This window comes from Rhodopseudomonas sp. AAP120 (genome assembly GCF_001295845.1).
In the GTDB taxonomy this organism is placed as follows: domain Bacteria; phylum Pseudomonadota; class Alphaproteobacteria; order Rhizobiales; family Xanthobacteraceae; genus Rhodopseudomonas.
This window is the reverse complement of the sequence record NZ_LJIC01000061.1, coordinates 11,844-27,810: the sequence shown is the minus strand read 5'-3', so window position 1 is coordinate 27,810 and position 15,967 is coordinate 11,844. Positions and strand designations below refer to the sequence as shown.

Sequence of the window (15,967 nt, the reverse complement as noted above, 5' to 3'; positions counted from 1 at the left end):
CAAAACGGGCTCGCTTGTCGACGGCACGCCGCCGATGCGTTCCGTCCTTCATCCCGTTCGATAGTCCCAATGGCCAGCCCGAAGCTTCACGATTTCCGCCGTATCGTCGTCAAGGTCGGCTCCTCGCTGCTGATCGACTCGAACGCCGGGGAGGTCCGGGCCGGGTGGCTTGCCGCACTCGCCGCCGACATCGCCGAACTGCATCGCGGCGGCCGCGACGTCATGATCGTCTCCTCGGGCTCGATCGCGCTGGGCCGCAGCCGGCTGAAGCTACCGCGCGGGCCGCTCAAGCTCGAAGAGAGCCAGGCCGCCGCTGCGGTCGGCCAGATTGCTCTGGCACGCACCTGGTCCGAAGTGCTCGGCGCCCACGATATCGGCGCCGGACAGATTCTGGTCACCTTCCAGGACACCGAGGAGCGCCGCCGCTATCTCAACGCCCGTTCGACCATCGGCAAGCTGCTGGAATGGCGCGCGGTGCCGGTGATCAACGAGAACGACACCGTCGCCACCACCGAGATCCGCTACGGCGACAATGACCGCCTCGCCGCCCGCGTCGCCACCATGGCGAGCGCCGACCTGCTGATCCTGCTGTCCGACATCGACGGTCTCTACACCGCGCCGCCCGGCAGCAATCCCGATGCGACGCTGATCCCGGTGGTCGAATCGATCACCGCCGAAATCGAAGGCATGGCCGGCGCCGCAGGCTCAGAGCTTTCGCGCGGCGGGATGCAAACCAAGATCGAGGCCGGCAAGATCGCCACCAGCGCCGGCACCCACATGCTGATCGCGTCGGGCAAGATCGATCATCCGCTGAAGGCGATCGCCGAGGGCGGCCCGTGCACCTGGTTCCTGACGCCGGCCAATCCGGTCACCGCGCGAAAGCGCTGGATTGCTGGTTCGCTGGAGCCGAAGGGGACGCTGACGATCGACGCAGGCGCCGTCGTGGCTCTTCGCGCCGGCAAGAGCCTGCTGCCGGCCGGCGTAATCCGGATCGACGGCCAGTTCGCCCGCGGCGACGCCGTGATCGTGCGCGGCCCGGATACGCATGAAATTGGCCGCGGCCTGGTCGCCTACGACGCCGACGATGCCGACAAGATCAAGGGCCGCTCGTCGTCCGACGTGATGATGATCCTCGGCATCACCGGTCGCGCCGAGATGATCCACCGCGATGATCTGGTGGTCGGCACGGCGCCGGCGTGATGCTCACTTAAAATCTTCGGCGGAAACGTCTTGCCGTCCGTGCAGGACGCGGACGACAGCCACTCCATCTTTTAACGGAACGTAGTACAGTACGTAACTTCCAGATGGAAAGCTGCGCAGTTCCGGCGACAGCTCCGGCCGCGATCGTCCGAGCAACGGTGATTGCGCCAGGACGTCGAACACCTTCTCGATGTGATCGGGAAGCCGGTCCGCAGCTTTGACGTTATCGCCAGCGACGAAACGCCAGATCGCGGCGATGTCGCGCTCGGCCTGAGGACTCTTCTGCGCTCTATTGGCCACGTTCCGCTGCCAGCCGCTTGCGGCCTTCAGCTTTGATGCGCTCGAACATATCGCCGACATCTTCCATCGGCCCGCTGTCCAGCCCCTTCTGGATCTCCGCCCGCAGCGCCTCGAGCTTGGCTTCGCGCGCCTGCATCTGGCGCAGGCTGTCGCGCACGACGTCGTCGGCGCTCTCGTAGCGGCCGCTTTCGACCAAGCTCTCGACAAACGCCGCGGAGTGCTCGTCCAGCTTGAAGGTGTCGGCCATCTGCGCCTCCTGACAACACACAAACGATAGTCAGCGCCCGGTTTGCCTGCAACCAGCTTGGCGTACCGGCAATTTCCGCCTATTTACATGACGCACAACAGATTTCTCAGGTTCCTGTCATGACCGCCTCGCTCAAAGCCATCGACGGCAGCGCCGAATTGTCGACGCTGATGCTCGACCTCGGACGCAGCGCCCGCGCTGCCGCACGAGTGCTGGCGCTGGCGCCGCCTGAGCAGAAGAACCGCGCGCTGGAAGCGATGGAGCGGGCGATCCGCGCCCACGCGGACAAGATCCTCGCCGCCAATGCCGAGGATGTCGCCGACGCCAAGGCGTCCGGCGCCAATTCGGCGTTCCTCGACCGGCTGACGTTGACGCCGGCGCGGGTCGAGGCGATGGCCGAAGGCATCGCGGTGGTGCGCGGCATTCCCGATCCGATCGGCATCGTCACGGAGAGCTGGCAGCGGCCGAACGGCATGACCATCGAGCGCGTCCGGGTGCCGCTCGGCGTGGTCGCGGTGATCTACGAGAGCCGCCCCAACGTCACCGCCGACGCTGGCGTGCTGTGCCTGAAATCCGGCAATGCCGTCATCCTGCGCGGCGGCTCGGAGAGCTTCCGCTCCGGTCGCGCGATCCATGACTGCCTGGTGCAGGGGCTGAGCGAAGCGGGACTACCCGAGGCGGCGATCACGCTGGTGCCAACCCGCGACCGCGCCGCCGTCGGCCTGCTGCTCGCCGGGCTCGAAGGCAACGTCGACGTCATCGTGCCGCGCGGCGGCAAGAGCCTGGTGGCGCGGGTCGAGAGCGAAGCGCGGGTACCGGTGTTCGCACATCTCGAAGGCGTCAATCACGTCTATGTCGATCGCAGCGCCGATCTCGATATGGCGAAGTCGATCGTGCTCAACGCCAAGATGCGCCGCACCGGCGTCTGCGGCGCCGCCGAGACGCTGCTGGTCGATCGCGCTGCGGCTGCGACGCATCTGGCGCCGCTGATCACCATGCTGATCGATTCCGGCTGCGAAGTGCGTGGCGACGAGGCCGTGCAGCGCGTCGACGCGCGCGTCGCGCCGGCCGCCGAGCAGGATTGGGACGCCGAGTATCTCGATGCGGTGATCGCCGCCAAGCTGGTCGACGGCGTCGACGCGGCGATCGCCCATATTCATCAGCATGGCTCGCACCACACCGACGCGATCGTCGCCGACGATGCACAGGCCGCCGCCAAGTTTCTCGCCGAGGTGGATTCGGCGATCGTGCTGCACAACGCTTCGACCCAGTTCGCCGACGGCGGCGAATTCGGCTTCGGCGCGGAAATCGGCATCGCCACCGGAAAATTCCATGCCCGGGGTCCGGTCGGCGCCGAGCAGCTCACCACCTTCAAGTATCGGGTGCACGGCACCGGGCAAACCCGGCCGTGAGATCCTGCCTCACCCTGAGTGGAGAGTAGTTTGACGCCGGCCCCTGTTGCGGCCCGGCGCGCTGTTCCGGCGTATAGCCGGGGCATGCGGATTGGCCTGCTCGGCGGCTCGTTCAATCCGCCGCATGAGGCGCACCGGGCGATCAGCCGTTTCGCGCTGACGCGGCTGAAGCTCGACCGGATCTGGTGGCTGGTGTCGCCCGGCAATCCCCTGAAGGATGTGTCGGCGCTACGCGAACTCGACGCTCGCGTGGCGGCCGCGGAGGCGGTCGCCGACGATCCGCGCATCCAGGTGAGCTGCCTCGAGGCGGCGATCGGCACCCGCTACACCGCCGACACGGTGGCCTATTTGGGTCGCCATTGCCCGGGCGCGCGGTTCGTCTGGGTCATGGGAGCCGACAACCTGGCGCAGTTCCACCGCTGGCAGCGTTGGCGCTCGATTGCGGATGCGCTGCCGATCGCCGTCGTCGACCGGCCGCCCGCCACCTTCCGCGCGCTGGCAGCTCCGGCTGCGCAGGCTCTACGACAGTACCGACTGCCAAATGCTGCCGCCGCGACGCTGGCTGATCAGCGGCCCCCGTCATGGATCTTCCTCACGGGGCTCAAATCGCCGGTGTCCTCGACGGCGCTCCGGAACCCCGACGGAAGTTGGAAGAAATGAAGCGACCTCGGTCTCTGGATTGTTGAAACCGTCATCCCCACATGCCTAGTATGGTGATCAGGCGCCGGGATTCGGTGCGCACGATACAGTGAAAGGAAAGGTCCCTGACCACATCTGTATTGTCCAAGTCGGCTGCGCCGACGGCCGCTGCGGCCAAGCCGCAAAAATCGAAGGCCGCTGCAGCTAAGGCGGTTACTTCGCCCGCTGCCGGGACGACGGAAACGCCGGTGTCCGGCGCGATCTCCAAAGCGCCGCTTGCGGCCGAGGAGACGCTGAATCTGATCCTCTCCCGCCTCGACGACATGAAGGCGGAAGAAACGATCGCCATCGATATCCGCGGCAAATCAGCGATGTTCGATTACGTCGTCGTGACCAGCGGGCGCGCCAACCGCCATGTCGGTGCGATCGCCGAGAACGTCGTCAAAGCGCTGAAGGAAGCGGGCGTCGCCAAGATCCATGTCGAGGGCCTGACCAATTGCGATTGGGTGCTGATGGATTGCGGCGACGTGGTTGTGCACGTGTTCCGGCCGGAGGTGCGCGAGTTCTACAATCTCGAGCGCTTGTGGACCCAGGGCCCGCAGCCCGCGAAGACGCTGTAGCAGTTTCCCTCCCGAACGCGCGCGCGATGGCGCGCGCGTCCTGCGTCGCGCTTTTCGCCTGGCGCCGCTATAAAACGGTTTCACCGGATCGAGCGACACTTTGCGTCTGACCCTATGCGCCTGACCGTGATTGCCGTCGGCAAATTCAAGCAGGGTCCTGAGCGCGACCTCGCCGACCGCTACAAGAGCCGCTTCGACGACATCGGCCGCAAACTCGGTTTCCGCGGGCTCGACATCCATGAACTCGGTGAAAGCCGCGCCCGTGATGCCGCAGCCCGCATGGCCGAAGAAGCCTCGGCGATTACGGCGCTGATGGCCGAGGGAAGCATCTTGGTGACGCTGGACGAGCGGGGCCAGAGCCTGGGCAGCGCCGCCTTTGCGGCACAACTCGGCCGTTGGCGGGATGCCTCGGTGCCCGGTACTATTTTCGTGATCGGGGGAGCGGACGGACTTTTGCCTGAATTGCGGCGCAAGGCAAAGCTCTGCCTGTCGTTCGGTGCCGCGACTTGGCCGCACCAGATGGTCCGTGTGATGCTGCTGGAGCAGATCTACCGGGCAGCGACGATTTTGGCGGGACATCCATACCATCGTGCCTAGCGAGCGCCGCAGCCACCAGATGCACCACGACTTCGGGCAACACCAGATCGCGATGTCTGCGAGGGACAGCACCTCCGGCAGCTTCTGGCCCTCGGTCGCATTGGTGGCGGCAAGTCTGATTTCCGGTGCCCTGGTAACGCGCGCTCAGGCGCAGACAGCGCCCTCCCCAACGCCGGCGGCGGCTTCCGCAGCCGCGACGGCCGATCTGCTCAAGCAACGCGCGCAGGAACTGGAAGCCGCCCGCGAAGCCCAGAAGCGCGCCGCCGAACTGCAGGACAAGCTCAAAGCCGACCTGGCGGCGATCGGCGAGGACCGCACCAAGCTCAACCAGCAACTGATCGACATCGCCGCCAAGGTACGCGCGGTCGAGACCAAGATCGGCGACGCGGAAGCGCGGCTGGTCCCGCTCGACGCCCGCGAGGCTCAGATCCGCACCTCGCTCGATCAGCGACGCGGCGAGATCGGCGAGGTGCTTGCAGCCTTGCAGCGCGCCGGACGCCGCGCCCCGCCGGCGCTGCTGGTCCGGCCCGAGGACGCGCTACAATCGCTGCGGACCGCCATTCTGCTCGGCGCCGTGGTGCCGGATCTGCGCGAGCGTGCCGAACGCCTCGCGACGGACCTCGGCGAACTGATTGCCGTTCGCAAGACTATCGCGGCCGAGCGCGATCAGCTCGCCGCCGACCGCACTGCCATGACCACCGACCAGACCCGCCTCGCCGCGCTGGTCGACGAGCGGCAGCGCAAGCAGAGCGCGGTCGAGAAAGACATCGAGACCGAGCGCTCCCGCGCCCTGACGCTCTCGCGTCAGGTCGACAGCCTGACCGGCCTGATCGCCAAGATGGAGCAGGACCTCAAGAGCGCCGCCAAGGCGGCCGCGGCCGCCGGCCAGAAGGGCGCCCCGATGGCCAACCTCGCGGCGCTGAAGGATCCCGACCGGCTCAGCCCGGCGATCGCCTTTGCGTCCGCCAAGGGCATGCTCGGCTTCCCGGTCAACGGCACCAAGATCAGGGATTTCGGACGCCCCGACGGCGTCGGCGGGGTCGAGCGCGGGATCTCACTGGCCACCCGACCAGGCGCTCAGGTCACAACCCCGTGTGACGGCTGGGTTGTCTATGCGGGGCCGTTTCGCTCCTATGGACAACTCTTGATCCTCAATGCCGGTGGCGGATATCATGTTCTGATCGCCGGGATGGAGCGCATTTCGGTCAACATCGGCCAGTTCGTGCTCACGGGGGAGCCGGTGGCGACCATGGGGTCGACGTCGCAGGTCGCGTCGATTCTGGCGGCCAGCGCCACTCAGCCCATTCTCTATATCGAGTTCCGTAAGGACGGCACTCCCATTGATCCAGGCCCATGGTGGGCCGCAAACGAAGGCGAAAAGGTTCGCGGATGATGCGCAAGACTTCGGTAATCCTCCTCAGCGCCGTCACCGGCGCTGCGCTGACACTTTTCGTCACCCAGCCGCGGTCGATTCTGATGGGCTCGACGGCGCGCGCCGCGACTTCCGATACGTATCGTCAGCTCAATCTGTTCGGCGACGTGTTCGAGCGCGTGCGCAGCGACTATGTCGAGAAGCCGGACGACAGCAAGCTGATCGAATCCGCCATCAGCGGCATGCTGACCGGGCTCGATCCGCATTCGAGCTATATGGACGCCAAGAGCTTCCGCGACATGCAGGTGCAGACGCGTGGTGAGTTCGGCGGCCTCGGCATCGAAGTCACCATGGAAGACGGCCTGATCAAGGTGGTGTCGCCGATCGACGATACTCCGGCCTCGAAGGCCGGCATCATGGCCAACGACATCATCACCAATCTCGACGACGAAGCGGTGCAGGGCCTGACCCTGAATCAGGCGGTCGAGAAGATGCGCGGCCCGGTCAATACCAAGATCAAGCTCAAGATCATGCGCAAGGGCCAGGACAACCCGATCGAGGTCACGCTGGTGCGCGACAACATCCGGGTCCGCTCGGTCCGCGCGCGCGTCGAGGCCGACGACATCGGCTACATCCGCATCACCACCTTCAACGAGCAGACCACCGAAGGCTTGAAGAAGGAGATCGCCAATCTCACCAACCAGATCGGCGCCGACAAGCTGAAGGGCTTCATCCTCGATCTGCGCAACAACCCGGGCGGCCTGCTCGAGGAAGCCGTCACCGTCTCCGACACCTTCCTGGATCGCGGCGAGATCGTCTCGACCCGCGGCCGCAACGCCGAAGAGACCCAGCGCCGCTCTGCCCATGCGGGCGATCTGACCAAGGGCAAGCCGCTGATCGTGCTGATCAACGGCGGCTCGGCCTCGGCCTCGGAAATCGTCGCCGGTGCGCTGCAGGACCACAAGCGCGCGACGCTGGTCGGCACCCGCTCGTTCGGCAAGGGCTCGGTGCAGACCATCATCCCGCTCGGCTCGGGCAACGGCGCGCTGCGCCTGACCACGGCGCGCTACTACACGCCGTCCGGCAAATCGATTCAGGCCAAGGGTATCACCCCGGACATCGAGGTGCTGCAGGACGTGCCGGACGATCTGAAGGCGCGGACCGACACCAAGGGCGAGGCCTCGCTGCGCGGTCATCTGAAGGGCTCGGACGGCGACGAGAAGACCGGCTCGCAGTCCTACGTGCCGCCGGACGCCAAGGACGACAAGGCGCTGAAGACCGCCGACGATCTGCTGCATGGCATCAAGGCCAGCGTCACGACGCCGGCGGCGCCTGCGACCGGCGAGAAGGCCGCGATCGACAAGCCGGCCGGCAACAAGGCGGCGAACTGATCGGCTCCTCGATCGATCTCTCTCTTCTCTGCAAAGGGCGGCCTTCGGGTCGCCCTTTTTGCTGGCGGATGACCGGCTTGGTTGCAACGGGTTGAAAAGCCTCGGCTGCCGCCGGCGCGGCGCGACGTGGTATCGTCGCGACGGGTGATTCGGGGAGACGGTTGGCTGTGTCGGCGGACGAACTGAGCACACCGCTGGGTCAGAAGCGCGGGCGGCTGCGCCGTTTCCGGCTGCCGTTCACCGCGACCCAAGCGATCGCCACCGTACTGGGGCTGTTCCTGCTCGCCTTTCTCGGCTTCGCGCTGTTCAACAACGACCCGCTGGGTGGCGAGCCGATCGCACAGATCACGCTCAAGCCGCCCGCCGATCCGAAGGACGCCGCCGCGCCCGCCGACAAGGCTCAGGCCGACGCCGGGCACGGCGACAAGGCGCAGCCCGACAAAGCTGCGAAGAAGACCGAACAAGCGGATGCCAAGGCAGCGGCCGGGCCCGGCCAGAAGACCATCACGATCATCGACGGCTCCAAGGGCACCCGTCAGGACGTCGTCGTCTCGAGCGGTGACGACAAGGGCGACACCCCCGTATCGTCGCCCGCCGGCGCCAGCGGCATCAATCCCCGCCTGCTGGAGCAATCGCGCTACGGCATGATCCCGATTGCGGCCGGTGGCCTGAAGCCGTTCTCGGCCTACGCCATGGCGACCGATGCGGATCGCGCCAAGGCCGACAAAATGCCGACCGTCGCGATCGTTGTCACCGGACTGGGCATCGGCGCAGCGCGCACCAACGACGCAGTGATGAAGCTGCCGCGTGAGGTGGCGCTGGCGTTCACGCCATACGGTTCCGACCCCGGCAAACTGGTCGAGGAGGCCCGCTCCAAACAGCACGAGGTGCTGCTGCAGCTTCCGATGGAGCCGTTCGACTACCCGGACAACGATCCCGGTCCGCAGACGCTGCTGTCCTCGGCGGCGCCGGAGCAAAATCTCGACCGCCTGAACTGGCACCTCAGCCGGTTCCAGGGCTATGTCGGGCTGTCGAACTTCATGGGCGCACGTTTCGTCGCGACCGAGCCGGCGATGCAGCCGATCATCCGCGAGGCCGCCAAGCGCGGGCTCGGCTATCTGGACGACGGTTCGGCGCCGCGCAGCGTCGCGCCGAGCCTTGCCAAATCGCTGGCGATGCCGTTCGCGCGCGCCGATCTGACCATCGACACGGTGCCGACCGCGGCCGACATCGACAAGGCTCTGGCGCGCCTCGAAGGGCTCGCCAAAGAGCGCGGCAACGCCGTCGGCATCGCTTCCGCACTGCCCGTCTCGATTGAACGAATTGTTAGCTGGAGCAAGAGCTTGGAGAGTCGCGGCATCGTGCTGGTGCCATTGACAACGGCGATGCTGAAATCAAAATCAACCTAGGGCCTCGGTTCTGATGGAATCATGACCGATAGTCTCCGATGATGGTTTGACGCGCTCTCCCGAAGCGGAGGCATCCGCGGCTTGCCGCGAAACGTTTACAGTCCGCCGGTCGCGGACGGATAAGGCATTGATCGAATGGCGCGCTACGAGGACCTGCCCTATCGAACATGCGTCGGCATGATGCTGATCAACCGGGAGGGTCTCGTCTTCATCGGGCGTCGTGCCGGTGGCATCGAACATGTCGACGAAACCCATGTCTGGCAGATGCCGCAGGGCGGGGTCGATCCCGGCGAAGATACCTGGGAAGCCGCCAAGCGCGAACTCTACGAGGAAACCAACGTGCGCTCGGTCGAAAAGATCGGCGAAGTGCCCGACTGGCTGATCTACGACATTCCCCGCACGGTTGCGGGCCGCGCCTGGAAGGGCCGCTATCGTGGGCAGCGCCAGAAATGGTTCGCGATCCGCTTCACCGGTCCGGACTCGGAGATCGACATTATCGCTCCGCCCGGCCACAAATCCGAGTTCACCAGCTGGCGCTGGGAGCCGATGCAGAACCTGCCGGATCTGATCGTCCCGTTCAAACGCCCGGTCTACGAACGCGTGGTGAAGGAATTCTCGCAGCTCGCCGTGCCGGTCTGAGCGCCACGCCGGGATCAGTGCTGTCCCGGTTCGATAGCCGTCCTGTCAACCGTCATTGCGAGCGCAGCGAAGCAATCCAGCGCCGTGCACTACGCTGGATTGCTTCGTCGCTCCGCTCCTCGCAATGACCGGGAGAGGTCGTGCTCAGTCTCTGACATCCGGTACGCACCAGCCGGACGCCTGAGCCGCTCACTCCCCGCCCAGCGCCACCTGCAGGATGTGGTCGCAATGCGCCTTGACGGTGTGGTGGGTGAGGACGTGGTCGCGGGCGGCCAGCGCCATGGTGCGAAGCTTGTCCTTGTCGGCGAGTGCGGCGGTGACGGCGCGCTCGAGTCCGCCCGGCTCGATATCGTAGTACACGCCGTGCACGCCGGACTGCAGCGGCGCATAGCGCATGATCGTCGGATTGTTCATCACCGGCACCGCCTGCACAATCGGCGCCTCGTAGTGCCGGTAGCAGTCCCAGCCCATGCCCTCCGGGGACCACGCCAGCCAGGAATGCGACATCCGCTCCATGAAAGCGTCGTAGGGCAGCCGCTCGGTCGGCTGGTCGATCCGCACCCCGGCGGCCTTCAGGCGCTCCAGCTCGGCGAGTCCCGCGGCCCGCACGGTCGAATTGCCGGCGATGCCGCCCGAGAAGAACAGGTCGTGCGTCTTCTCGGGAAATGGCGCGTCGCGCCAGCGGTCATCGAAGCGGAATTGCGGCAGTGAGATGGGGCGAAGCTTGCCGATCCGGCGTTGCCATTTTTCGTTGCGCCGGTAGCGCAGCGTCGGCAAATGCGGATGCACGGTGCCGGCCAGCGCCTGCCAATTGTCGGCCGGCAGCTCACGCTTGAAGAAGGCCTTGGCCTTGTCGAGCAGGAACACGCTGCTCTTCGCGATCGCGAAGTGGTCGTCCATCTCGACGGCGACCAGCGGCACCGGCACGTCGAGCCAGCGCAGCATGCTGGGCCCGAACTGCCGCGTCAGCCCCGCCCACGGGTTGGTCGGCGTGTAGAAAATGCCGCGCGCCCAATAACGCGGATGCCAGGGTGAATAGCGCAGGCTGTTGACCACCACGACGTCGTATTTGCCGTCGCGAGCCGCGCGCAGCTCACGCCACATCCGGTCCGGCGTCGAGAAGCCATCGAGCGGGCCGAAATCGTCGGTGAGCTTGGTCCAGGTCCATAGGCAGGTGGTGCGTTCGGGATATTGCAGCTTGAAATAGCCGCCGCCGATCTCGAGGATCCGGACCTTGGAGATATCGACGGGCTCGGCCCGCGCTCGATCATCGCTCATGGGTGAGATCGCCTGCAGGCCCGCCGGGCCTGGAATGTCGGGGCCTGAACTCGCGTCGGTGCGATCCGGGAAGCTGCGGCCGGGACGCGCCGCGGGCGCCCTCGGGGCCGGTTTCGGCGCTTGCCTAGCATGGGGTTTCTTGCCATTCAATGTGGCGGAAAACGGCCGTCGCGACTTCGGGGCGGGCTAAGCCCAGGACTCGTTAGGCCAGGACTCTGCGATGCGATTGTCTCGACGAATTCTCGTGAGCGGCGGCGCCGGCTTCATTGGTTCACACCTGTGCGAGAAGCTGCTGGCCGAAGGCCACGAGGTGCTCTGCGTCGACAACTACTTCACCGGCTGGCGGCGCAATATCGAGCATCTGGTCAATACCCCGCGCTTCGAGGTGATGCGCCACGACGTCACCTTTCCGCTCTATGTCGAGGTCGACGACATCTACAACCTCGCCTGCCCGGCGTCGCCGGTGCATTACCAGCACGATCCGGTGCAGACGCTGAAGACAAGCGTGCACGGCGCGATCAACATGCTGGGGCTTGCCAAGCGGACCCGCGCGAAGATCTTCCAGGCGTCGACCAGCGAGGTCTACGGCGATCCGACGGTGCACCCGCAGCCGGAAAGCTATTGGGGCCACGTCAACCCGCTCGGCATCCGGGCCTGCTACGACGAGGGCAAGCGCGCTGCCGAGACGCTGTTCTTCGATTATCATCGCCAGCACAAGGTGAAGATCAAGGTGGCGCGGATCTTCAACACCTATGGCCCGCGGATGCATCCGAGCGACGGTCGCGTGGTGTCGAACTTCATCGTGCAGGCGCTGTCCGGCAACGACATCACCATCTATGGCGACGGCAGCCAGACGCGGTCGTTCTGCTACGTCACCGACTTGCTGGACGGCTTCGCACGGCTGATGGACACCGGCGACGATTTCATCGGCCCGGTCAATCTCGGGAATCCGGTCGAATTCAGCATGCGCGAACTCGCCGAAATGGTGATCGCGATGACGGATTCGAAATCCAAGCTGATCTATCTGCCGCTGCCGGCGGATGATCCGAGGCAGCGCCAACCCGATATCACGCTGGCGCGCAGCGCGCTCGGCTGGGAGCCGAAGGTCGCGCTCGCCGACGGACTGAAGGAAACCATCGGCTACTTCCGCTCGCTGCTGGCTGCGTGACCCAGCCTCGCGACATGGCCGCGCTGCCCTACCGGCGCAATGTCGGAATCGCGCTGTTCAACGCGGACGGCCGCGTCCTGATCGGCCGCCGCTTCCGCGACGATGGACCGGAGATCATCCTGCCCGGGCTCGAATGGCAGATGCCGCAGGGCGGGATCGATGCCGACGAGGCGCCCGAGGTCGCGGTGATGCGCGAGCTGTGGGAGGAAACCGGCGTCACGGACGCCGAAATCCTCGGCGCGACCGATTGGGTCACCTACGACTTCCCACCCTATGACGGCCCGGCACATCGCCTCGCGGTGTTTCGCGGCCAGCGCCAGAAGTGGTTCGCGCTGCGCTTCACCGGCCAGGACAGCGACATCGATCCGCTCGGCGTGCGCAACGGCATGCCGCCGGAGTTCGACGCCTGGCGCTGGGAGCGACTCGACCGCGTCGCCGACCTCGTGGTGCCGTTCCGGCGCGAAGTGTATCGCGAGGTCGCGCGGAGCTTTGCGCGGTTCGTATCTGGTTAGCTGACGCTGGCGCAGCGGTCGGCGCACCCTCACCCCAGCCCTCTCCCGCAAGCGGGAGAGGGGGCGCGCTGCCGGCGAGGAAGCGCGGTGTTTCAACGAGAAGTACTACAATTTCGCGACAGGCCACTGCCTCACCCCGAGCACGACGCGCTCCCTCTCCCGCTTGCGGGGGAGGGTTGGGGTGGGGGCGACGCGGGGAGTGAGTTAGCTCGGCAAATGACGACGCGCCGCGAGAACCTCAGCGCGAAGTGCTTAGTGCATCGCGGTGGTGTTGAGCTGGTGCTGGATGCTCTTGTAGTGATCCAGCCGCGCGATCGCGCTGTCGAGTTCGTCGCCGACCTTGCCGGGGAGCTGCTGCTCCATGGTGGTGATGGTTTCGGCGAAGCTCTGCAGGTCGATGTCGGTGGCGGCGGTGGCGACGTCGGCCAGAACCGTCAGGCCCTTCTCGGAGACTTCGGCGATGCCGCCGAGCACCACGATCTTCCGCTGGCTGCCGCCGGCCGTGACCGTCAGAATGCCGGGCCGGATCGCAGCCACCACCGGCGCGTGGCCGGCGAGCACGCCGAAATCACCCTCGGCGCCCGGGATGTCGACCTGATCGACCTCGCCGGAGAAGGCGACTTGTTCGGGCGAAACCAGATCGAAGTGGAAGGTGGCCATGCTCGCTACTCTCTCGGCTGTCACCCGCGGGCTCGACCCGCGGGTCCATCAATCAATGACTCTTTTTCGAGATGGATTGCCGGGGCATGTTCGTGAAGACGCGCTTCGCGCTCTTGCCCGGCAATGACGAGATACTTAGGCCGCTTCCGCAGCCAGCTTCTTGCCCTTCTCGACCGCTTCTTCGATGGCACCGACCATGTAGAACGCCGCTTCCGGCAGGTGGTCGTACTTGCCTTCGCAGATCGCGCGGAAGCCCTTGATGGTGTCGGCGAGTTCGACGAACTTGCCCGGCGAGCCGGTGAAGATTTCGGCGACGAAGAACGGCTGCGACAGGAAGCGCTCGATCTTGCGGGCGCGGGCCACCGTCAGCTTGTCCTCTTCGGACAGTTCGTCCATGCCCAGAATGGCGATGATGTCCTGCAGCGACTTGTACTTCTGCAGCACCTGCTGAACCATACGAGCGGTCTGGTAGTGCTCCTCGCCGACGATCAGCGGCGACAGCATGCGCGAGGTCGAGTCGAGCGGGTCCACCGCCGGGTAGATGCCCTTTTCCGAGATCGCGCGGTTGAGCACGGTGGTGGCGTCCAAGTGGGCGAAGGAGGTGGCGGGCGCCGGGTCGGTCAAGTCGTCGGCCGGCACGTAGATCGCCTGCACCGAGGTGATCGAGCCCTTGTTGGTGGTGGTAATGCGCTCCTGCAGCGCGCCCATGTCGGTGGCGAGCGTCGGCTGATAACCCACCGCCGACGGAATGCGGCCGAGCAGCGCCGACACTTCCGAACCCGCCTGGGTGAAGCGGAAGATGTTGTCGACGAAGAACAGCACGTCCTGGCCCTGATCGCGGAAGTGCTCGGCGACGGTCAGACCCGACAGCGCGACGCGGGCGCGGGCGCCGGGCGGCTCGTTCATCTGGCCGTAAACGAGGGCGCACTTGGAGCCTTCGCCGCCGCCCTTCTTGTTGACGCCGGATTCGATGAACTCGTGATAGAGGTCGTTGCCTTCGCGGGTGCGCTCGCCGACGCCGGCGAACACCGAGTAGCCACCGTGGGCCTTGGCGACGTTGTTTATCAGTTCCTGAATCAGCACGGTCTTGCCGACGCCGGCGCCGCCGAACAGGCCGATCTTGCCGCCCTTGGCGTAGGGCGCCAGCAGGTCGACGACCTTGATGCCGGTGACGAGAATTTCAGCCTCGGTCGACTGATCGGTGTAGCTCGGCGCTTCGGCGTGGATCGGGCGCAGGCCCTCGTTGGCGACCGGGCCCTGCTCGTCGACCGGCTCGCCGATCACGTTCATGATGCGGCCGAGCGTGCCGACGCCGACCGGAACGCGGATCGGGGCGGCGGTGTCGGTGACTTCCTGGCCGCGCACCAGACCTTCGGTCGTGTCCATCGCGATGGTGCGGACGGTCGATTCGCCGAGATGCTGGGCGACTTCGAGCACCAGGCGGTTGTCGCCGTTCTTGGTCTCGAGCGCGTTCAGAATGGCCGGCAGATGACCTTCGAACTGCACGTCGACGACGGCGCCGATGACCTGGGTGATGCGACCGGTCTGATTGGCGGGTGTAGCCATTAAACTCTCTCCCTGAAGTCCGAATTCGAAATCGCGGTCGTCGACCGGATGTAAGCCTGAAGAAGAAGTGTCGTCAGATCGCCTCGGCGCCCGAGATGATCTCGATCAGTTCCTTGGTGATCATCGCCTGCCGGGTGCGGTTATAGACCAGCGTCTGCTTGCGGATCATGTCGCCGGCGTTGCGGGTGGCGTTGTCCATCGCGCTCATCTGGGCGCCGTAGAACGACGCGTTGTTTTCCAGCAGCGCGCGGAAGATCTGCACCGCGAGGTTGCGCGGCAGCAGGCTGGAGAGGATCTCGTCCTCCTCCGGCTCGTATTCGTAGTTGGTCGCCACGGCGCCGGCGGCGGGCGCCGCGACCTCGAGCGGGATCAGCTGCTGGGCGGTCGGGATCTGGGCGATCACCGACTTGAAGCGCGAATAGAACAGCGTGCAGACGTCGAATTCGCCGGCGTTGAAACGGGCGATCACCTTGTTGGCGATCTCCTCGGCGTTGACGAAGCCGAGCTGGCGCACCGAGCGCAGCTCGATGTTCTCGATGATCTGCTTGTCGAAGGTGCGGCGCAACTGCTCGTAACCCTTGCGGCCGACGCAGAAGAATTTGACTTCCTTGCCCTGGTTCATCAGCGCCAGCGCGCGCTCGCGCGCCAGGCGGACGATCGAGGAGTTGAACGCGCCCGACAGGCCGCGCTCGCCGGTGCACACCAGCAGCAAATGGACCTGATCCTTGCCGGTGCCGGCGAGCAGCACCGGCGCGCCGGGCGAGCCCGCCGCGGCGCCGGCGATGTTCGAGATCACCGCATCCATCTTCTCGGCGTAGGGCCGCGCGGCTTCGGCCGCGGTCTGGGCGCGGCGCAGCTTCGACGCTGCGACCATCTGCATCGCCTTGGTGATCTTCTGCGTCGCCTTGGTCGAGGCGATGCGGACGCGCATGTCCTTAAGTGAAGCCATTCTCAGTC

At 66.0% G+C, this 15,967-nt stretch carries 17 protein-coding genes; 11 read left to right on the top strand and 6 right to left on the bottom strand.

Annotated features, from left to right (window positions below; genetic code table 11):
- The first annotated feature begins 69 nt into the window (after positions 1-69).
- Positions 70-1,200, top strand: a complete 1,131-nt coding sequence (gene proB, locus IP86_RS10625) for a glutamate 5-kinase (protein ID WP_054162496.1) — start codon at positions 70-72, stop codon at positions 1,198-1,200.
- A gap of 3 nt (positions 1,201-1,203) precedes the next feature.
- On the opposite strand, the gene IP86_RS10620 is transcribed toward proB, so the two are convergent.
- Together IP86_RS10620 and IP86_RS10615 are read right to left on the bottom strand one after the other, a co-directional pair.
- Entirely contained in the window at positions 1,204-1,500 is a 297-nt protein-coding gene (locus tag IP86_RS10620; protein WP_054162495.1) for a type II toxin-antitoxin system RelE/ParE family toxin, read from the bottom strand.
- Positions 1,490-1,747 carry a type II toxin-antitoxin system ParD family antitoxin gene (locus IP86_RS10615; protein WP_054162494.1) on the bottom strand — a complete coding sequence of 86 codons (258 nt, stop codon included), beginning with the start codon at positions 1,745-1,747 and terminating at the stop codon, positions 1,490-1,492. The genes IP86_RS10620 and IP86_RS10615 overlap by 11 nt, the downstream gene beginning before the upstream one ends.
- Before the next feature lie 119 nt (positions 1,748-1,866).
- On the opposite strand from IP86_RS10615, the gene IP86_RS10610 reads away from it, so the two are divergent.
- The 8 genes from IP86_RS10610 to IP86_RS10570 all read left to right on the top strand — a co-directional run bounded on the left by IP86_RS10610 (position 1,867) and on the right by IP86_RS10570 (position 9,826).
- Entirely contained in the window at positions 1,867-3,159 is a 1,293-nt protein-coding gene (locus tag IP86_RS10610) for a glutamate-5-semialdehyde dehydrogenase (RefSeq protein WP_054162493.1), read from the top strand.
- Positions 3,160-3,189: 30 nt separating this feature from the next.
- Positions 3,190-3,819: a nicotinate-nucleotide adenylyltransferase gene (locus IP86_RS10605; protein WP_054162492.1), complete on the top strand. Its 630-nt coding sequence runs from the start codon at positions 3,190-3,192 to the stop codon at positions 3,817-3,819.
- Positions 3,820-4,046: 227 nt separating this feature from the next.
- Positions 4,047-4,418 (top strand): ribosome silencing factor, encoded by a 372-nt coding sequence (gene rsfS / locus IP86_RS28030; RefSeq protein WP_156332463.1) that lies wholly within the window; start codon positions 4,047-4,049, stop codon positions 4,416-4,418.
- A gap of 114 nt (positions 4,419-4,532) precedes the next feature.
- Positions 4,533-5,015, top strand: a complete 483-nt coding sequence (gene rlmH / locus IP86_RS10590; protein ID WP_054162490.1) for a 23S rRNA (pseudouridine(1915)-N(3))-methyltransferase RlmH — start codon at positions 4,533-4,535, stop codon at positions 5,013-5,015.
- Positions 5,016-5,067: 52 nt separating this feature from the next.
- Entirely contained in the window at positions 5,068-6,408 is a 1,341-nt protein-coding gene (locus IP86_RS10585) for a murein hydrolase activator EnvC family protein (RefSeq protein WP_054162583.1), read from the top strand.
- On the top strand, positions 6,405-7,778 hold the full coding sequence (locus IP86_RS10580) for a S41 family peptidase (RefSeq protein ID WP_054162489.1): 1,374 nt from the start codon (positions 6,405-6,407) through the stop codon (positions 7,776-7,778). The genes IP86_RS10585 and IP86_RS10580 overlap by 4 nt, the downstream gene beginning before the upstream one ends.
- Positions 7,779-7,945: 167 nt before the next feature.
- On the top strand, positions 7,946-9,187 hold the full coding sequence (locus tag IP86_RS10575) for a divergent polysaccharide deacetylase family protein (RefSeq protein WP_054162582.1): 1,242 nt from the start codon (positions 7,946-7,948) through the stop codon (positions 9,185-9,187).
- Positions 9,188-9,322: 135 nt separating this feature from the next.
- On the top strand, positions 9,323-9,826 hold the full coding sequence (locus IP86_RS10570) for an RNA pyrophosphohydrolase (RefSeq protein ID WP_054162488.1): 504 nt from the start codon (positions 9,323-9,325) through the stop codon (positions 9,824-9,826).
- Between the two features lie 189 nt (positions 9,827-10,015).
- Here IP86_RS10570 and IP86_RS10565 read toward each other — a convergent pair whose 3' ends face one another.
- Positions 10,016-11,104 (bottom strand): glycosyltransferase, encoded by a 1,089-nt coding sequence (locus IP86_RS10565; RefSeq protein ID WP_054162487.1) that lies wholly within the window; start codon positions 11,102-11,104, stop codon positions 10,016-10,018.
- 220 nt (positions 11,105-11,324) lie between these two features.
- Here IP86_RS10565 and IP86_RS10560 point away from each other — a divergent pair, with 220 nt between their 5' ends.
- Both IP86_RS10560 and IP86_RS10555 read left to right on the top strand, forming a co-directional pair.
- Entirely contained in the window at positions 11,325-12,272 is a 948-nt protein-coding gene (locus tag IP86_RS10560; RefSeq protein ID WP_054162486.1) for a UDP-glucuronic acid decarboxylase family protein, read from the top strand.
- Between the two features lie 14 nt (positions 12,273-12,286).
- Positions 12,287-12,784 (top strand): RNA pyrophosphohydrolase, encoded by a 498-nt coding sequence (locus IP86_RS10555; protein ID WP_054162485.1) that lies wholly within the window; start codon positions 12,287-12,289, stop codon positions 12,782-12,784.
- Positions 12,785-13,036: 252 nt separating this feature from the next.
- On the opposite strand, the gene IP86_RS10550 is transcribed toward IP86_RS10555, so the two are convergent.
- The 3 genes from IP86_RS10550 to IP86_RS10540 all read right to left on the bottom strand — a co-directional run bounded on the left by IP86_RS10550 (position 13,037) and on the right by IP86_RS10540 (position 15,959).
- Positions 13,037-13,444: a F0F1 ATP synthase subunit epsilon gene (locus IP86_RS10550; RefSeq protein WP_054162484.1), complete on the bottom strand. Its 408-nt coding sequence runs from the start codon at positions 13,442-13,444 to the stop codon at positions 13,037-13,039.
- Between the two features lie 135 nt (positions 13,445-13,579).
- Positions 13,580-15,010 carry a F0F1 ATP synthase subunit beta gene (gene atpD / locus IP86_RS10545; RefSeq protein WP_054162483.1) on the bottom strand — a complete coding sequence of 477 codons (1,431 nt, stop codon included), beginning with the start codon at positions 15,008-15,010 and terminating at the stop codon, positions 13,580-13,582.
- A 73-nt stretch (positions 15,011-15,083) separates the two neighbouring features.
- Positions 15,084-15,959, bottom strand: a complete 876-nt coding sequence (locus IP86_RS10540) for a F0F1 ATP synthase subunit gamma (RefSeq protein ID WP_054162482.1) — start codon at positions 15,957-15,959, stop codon at positions 15,084-15,086.
- Positions 15,960-15,967: the final 8 nt, after the last annotated feature.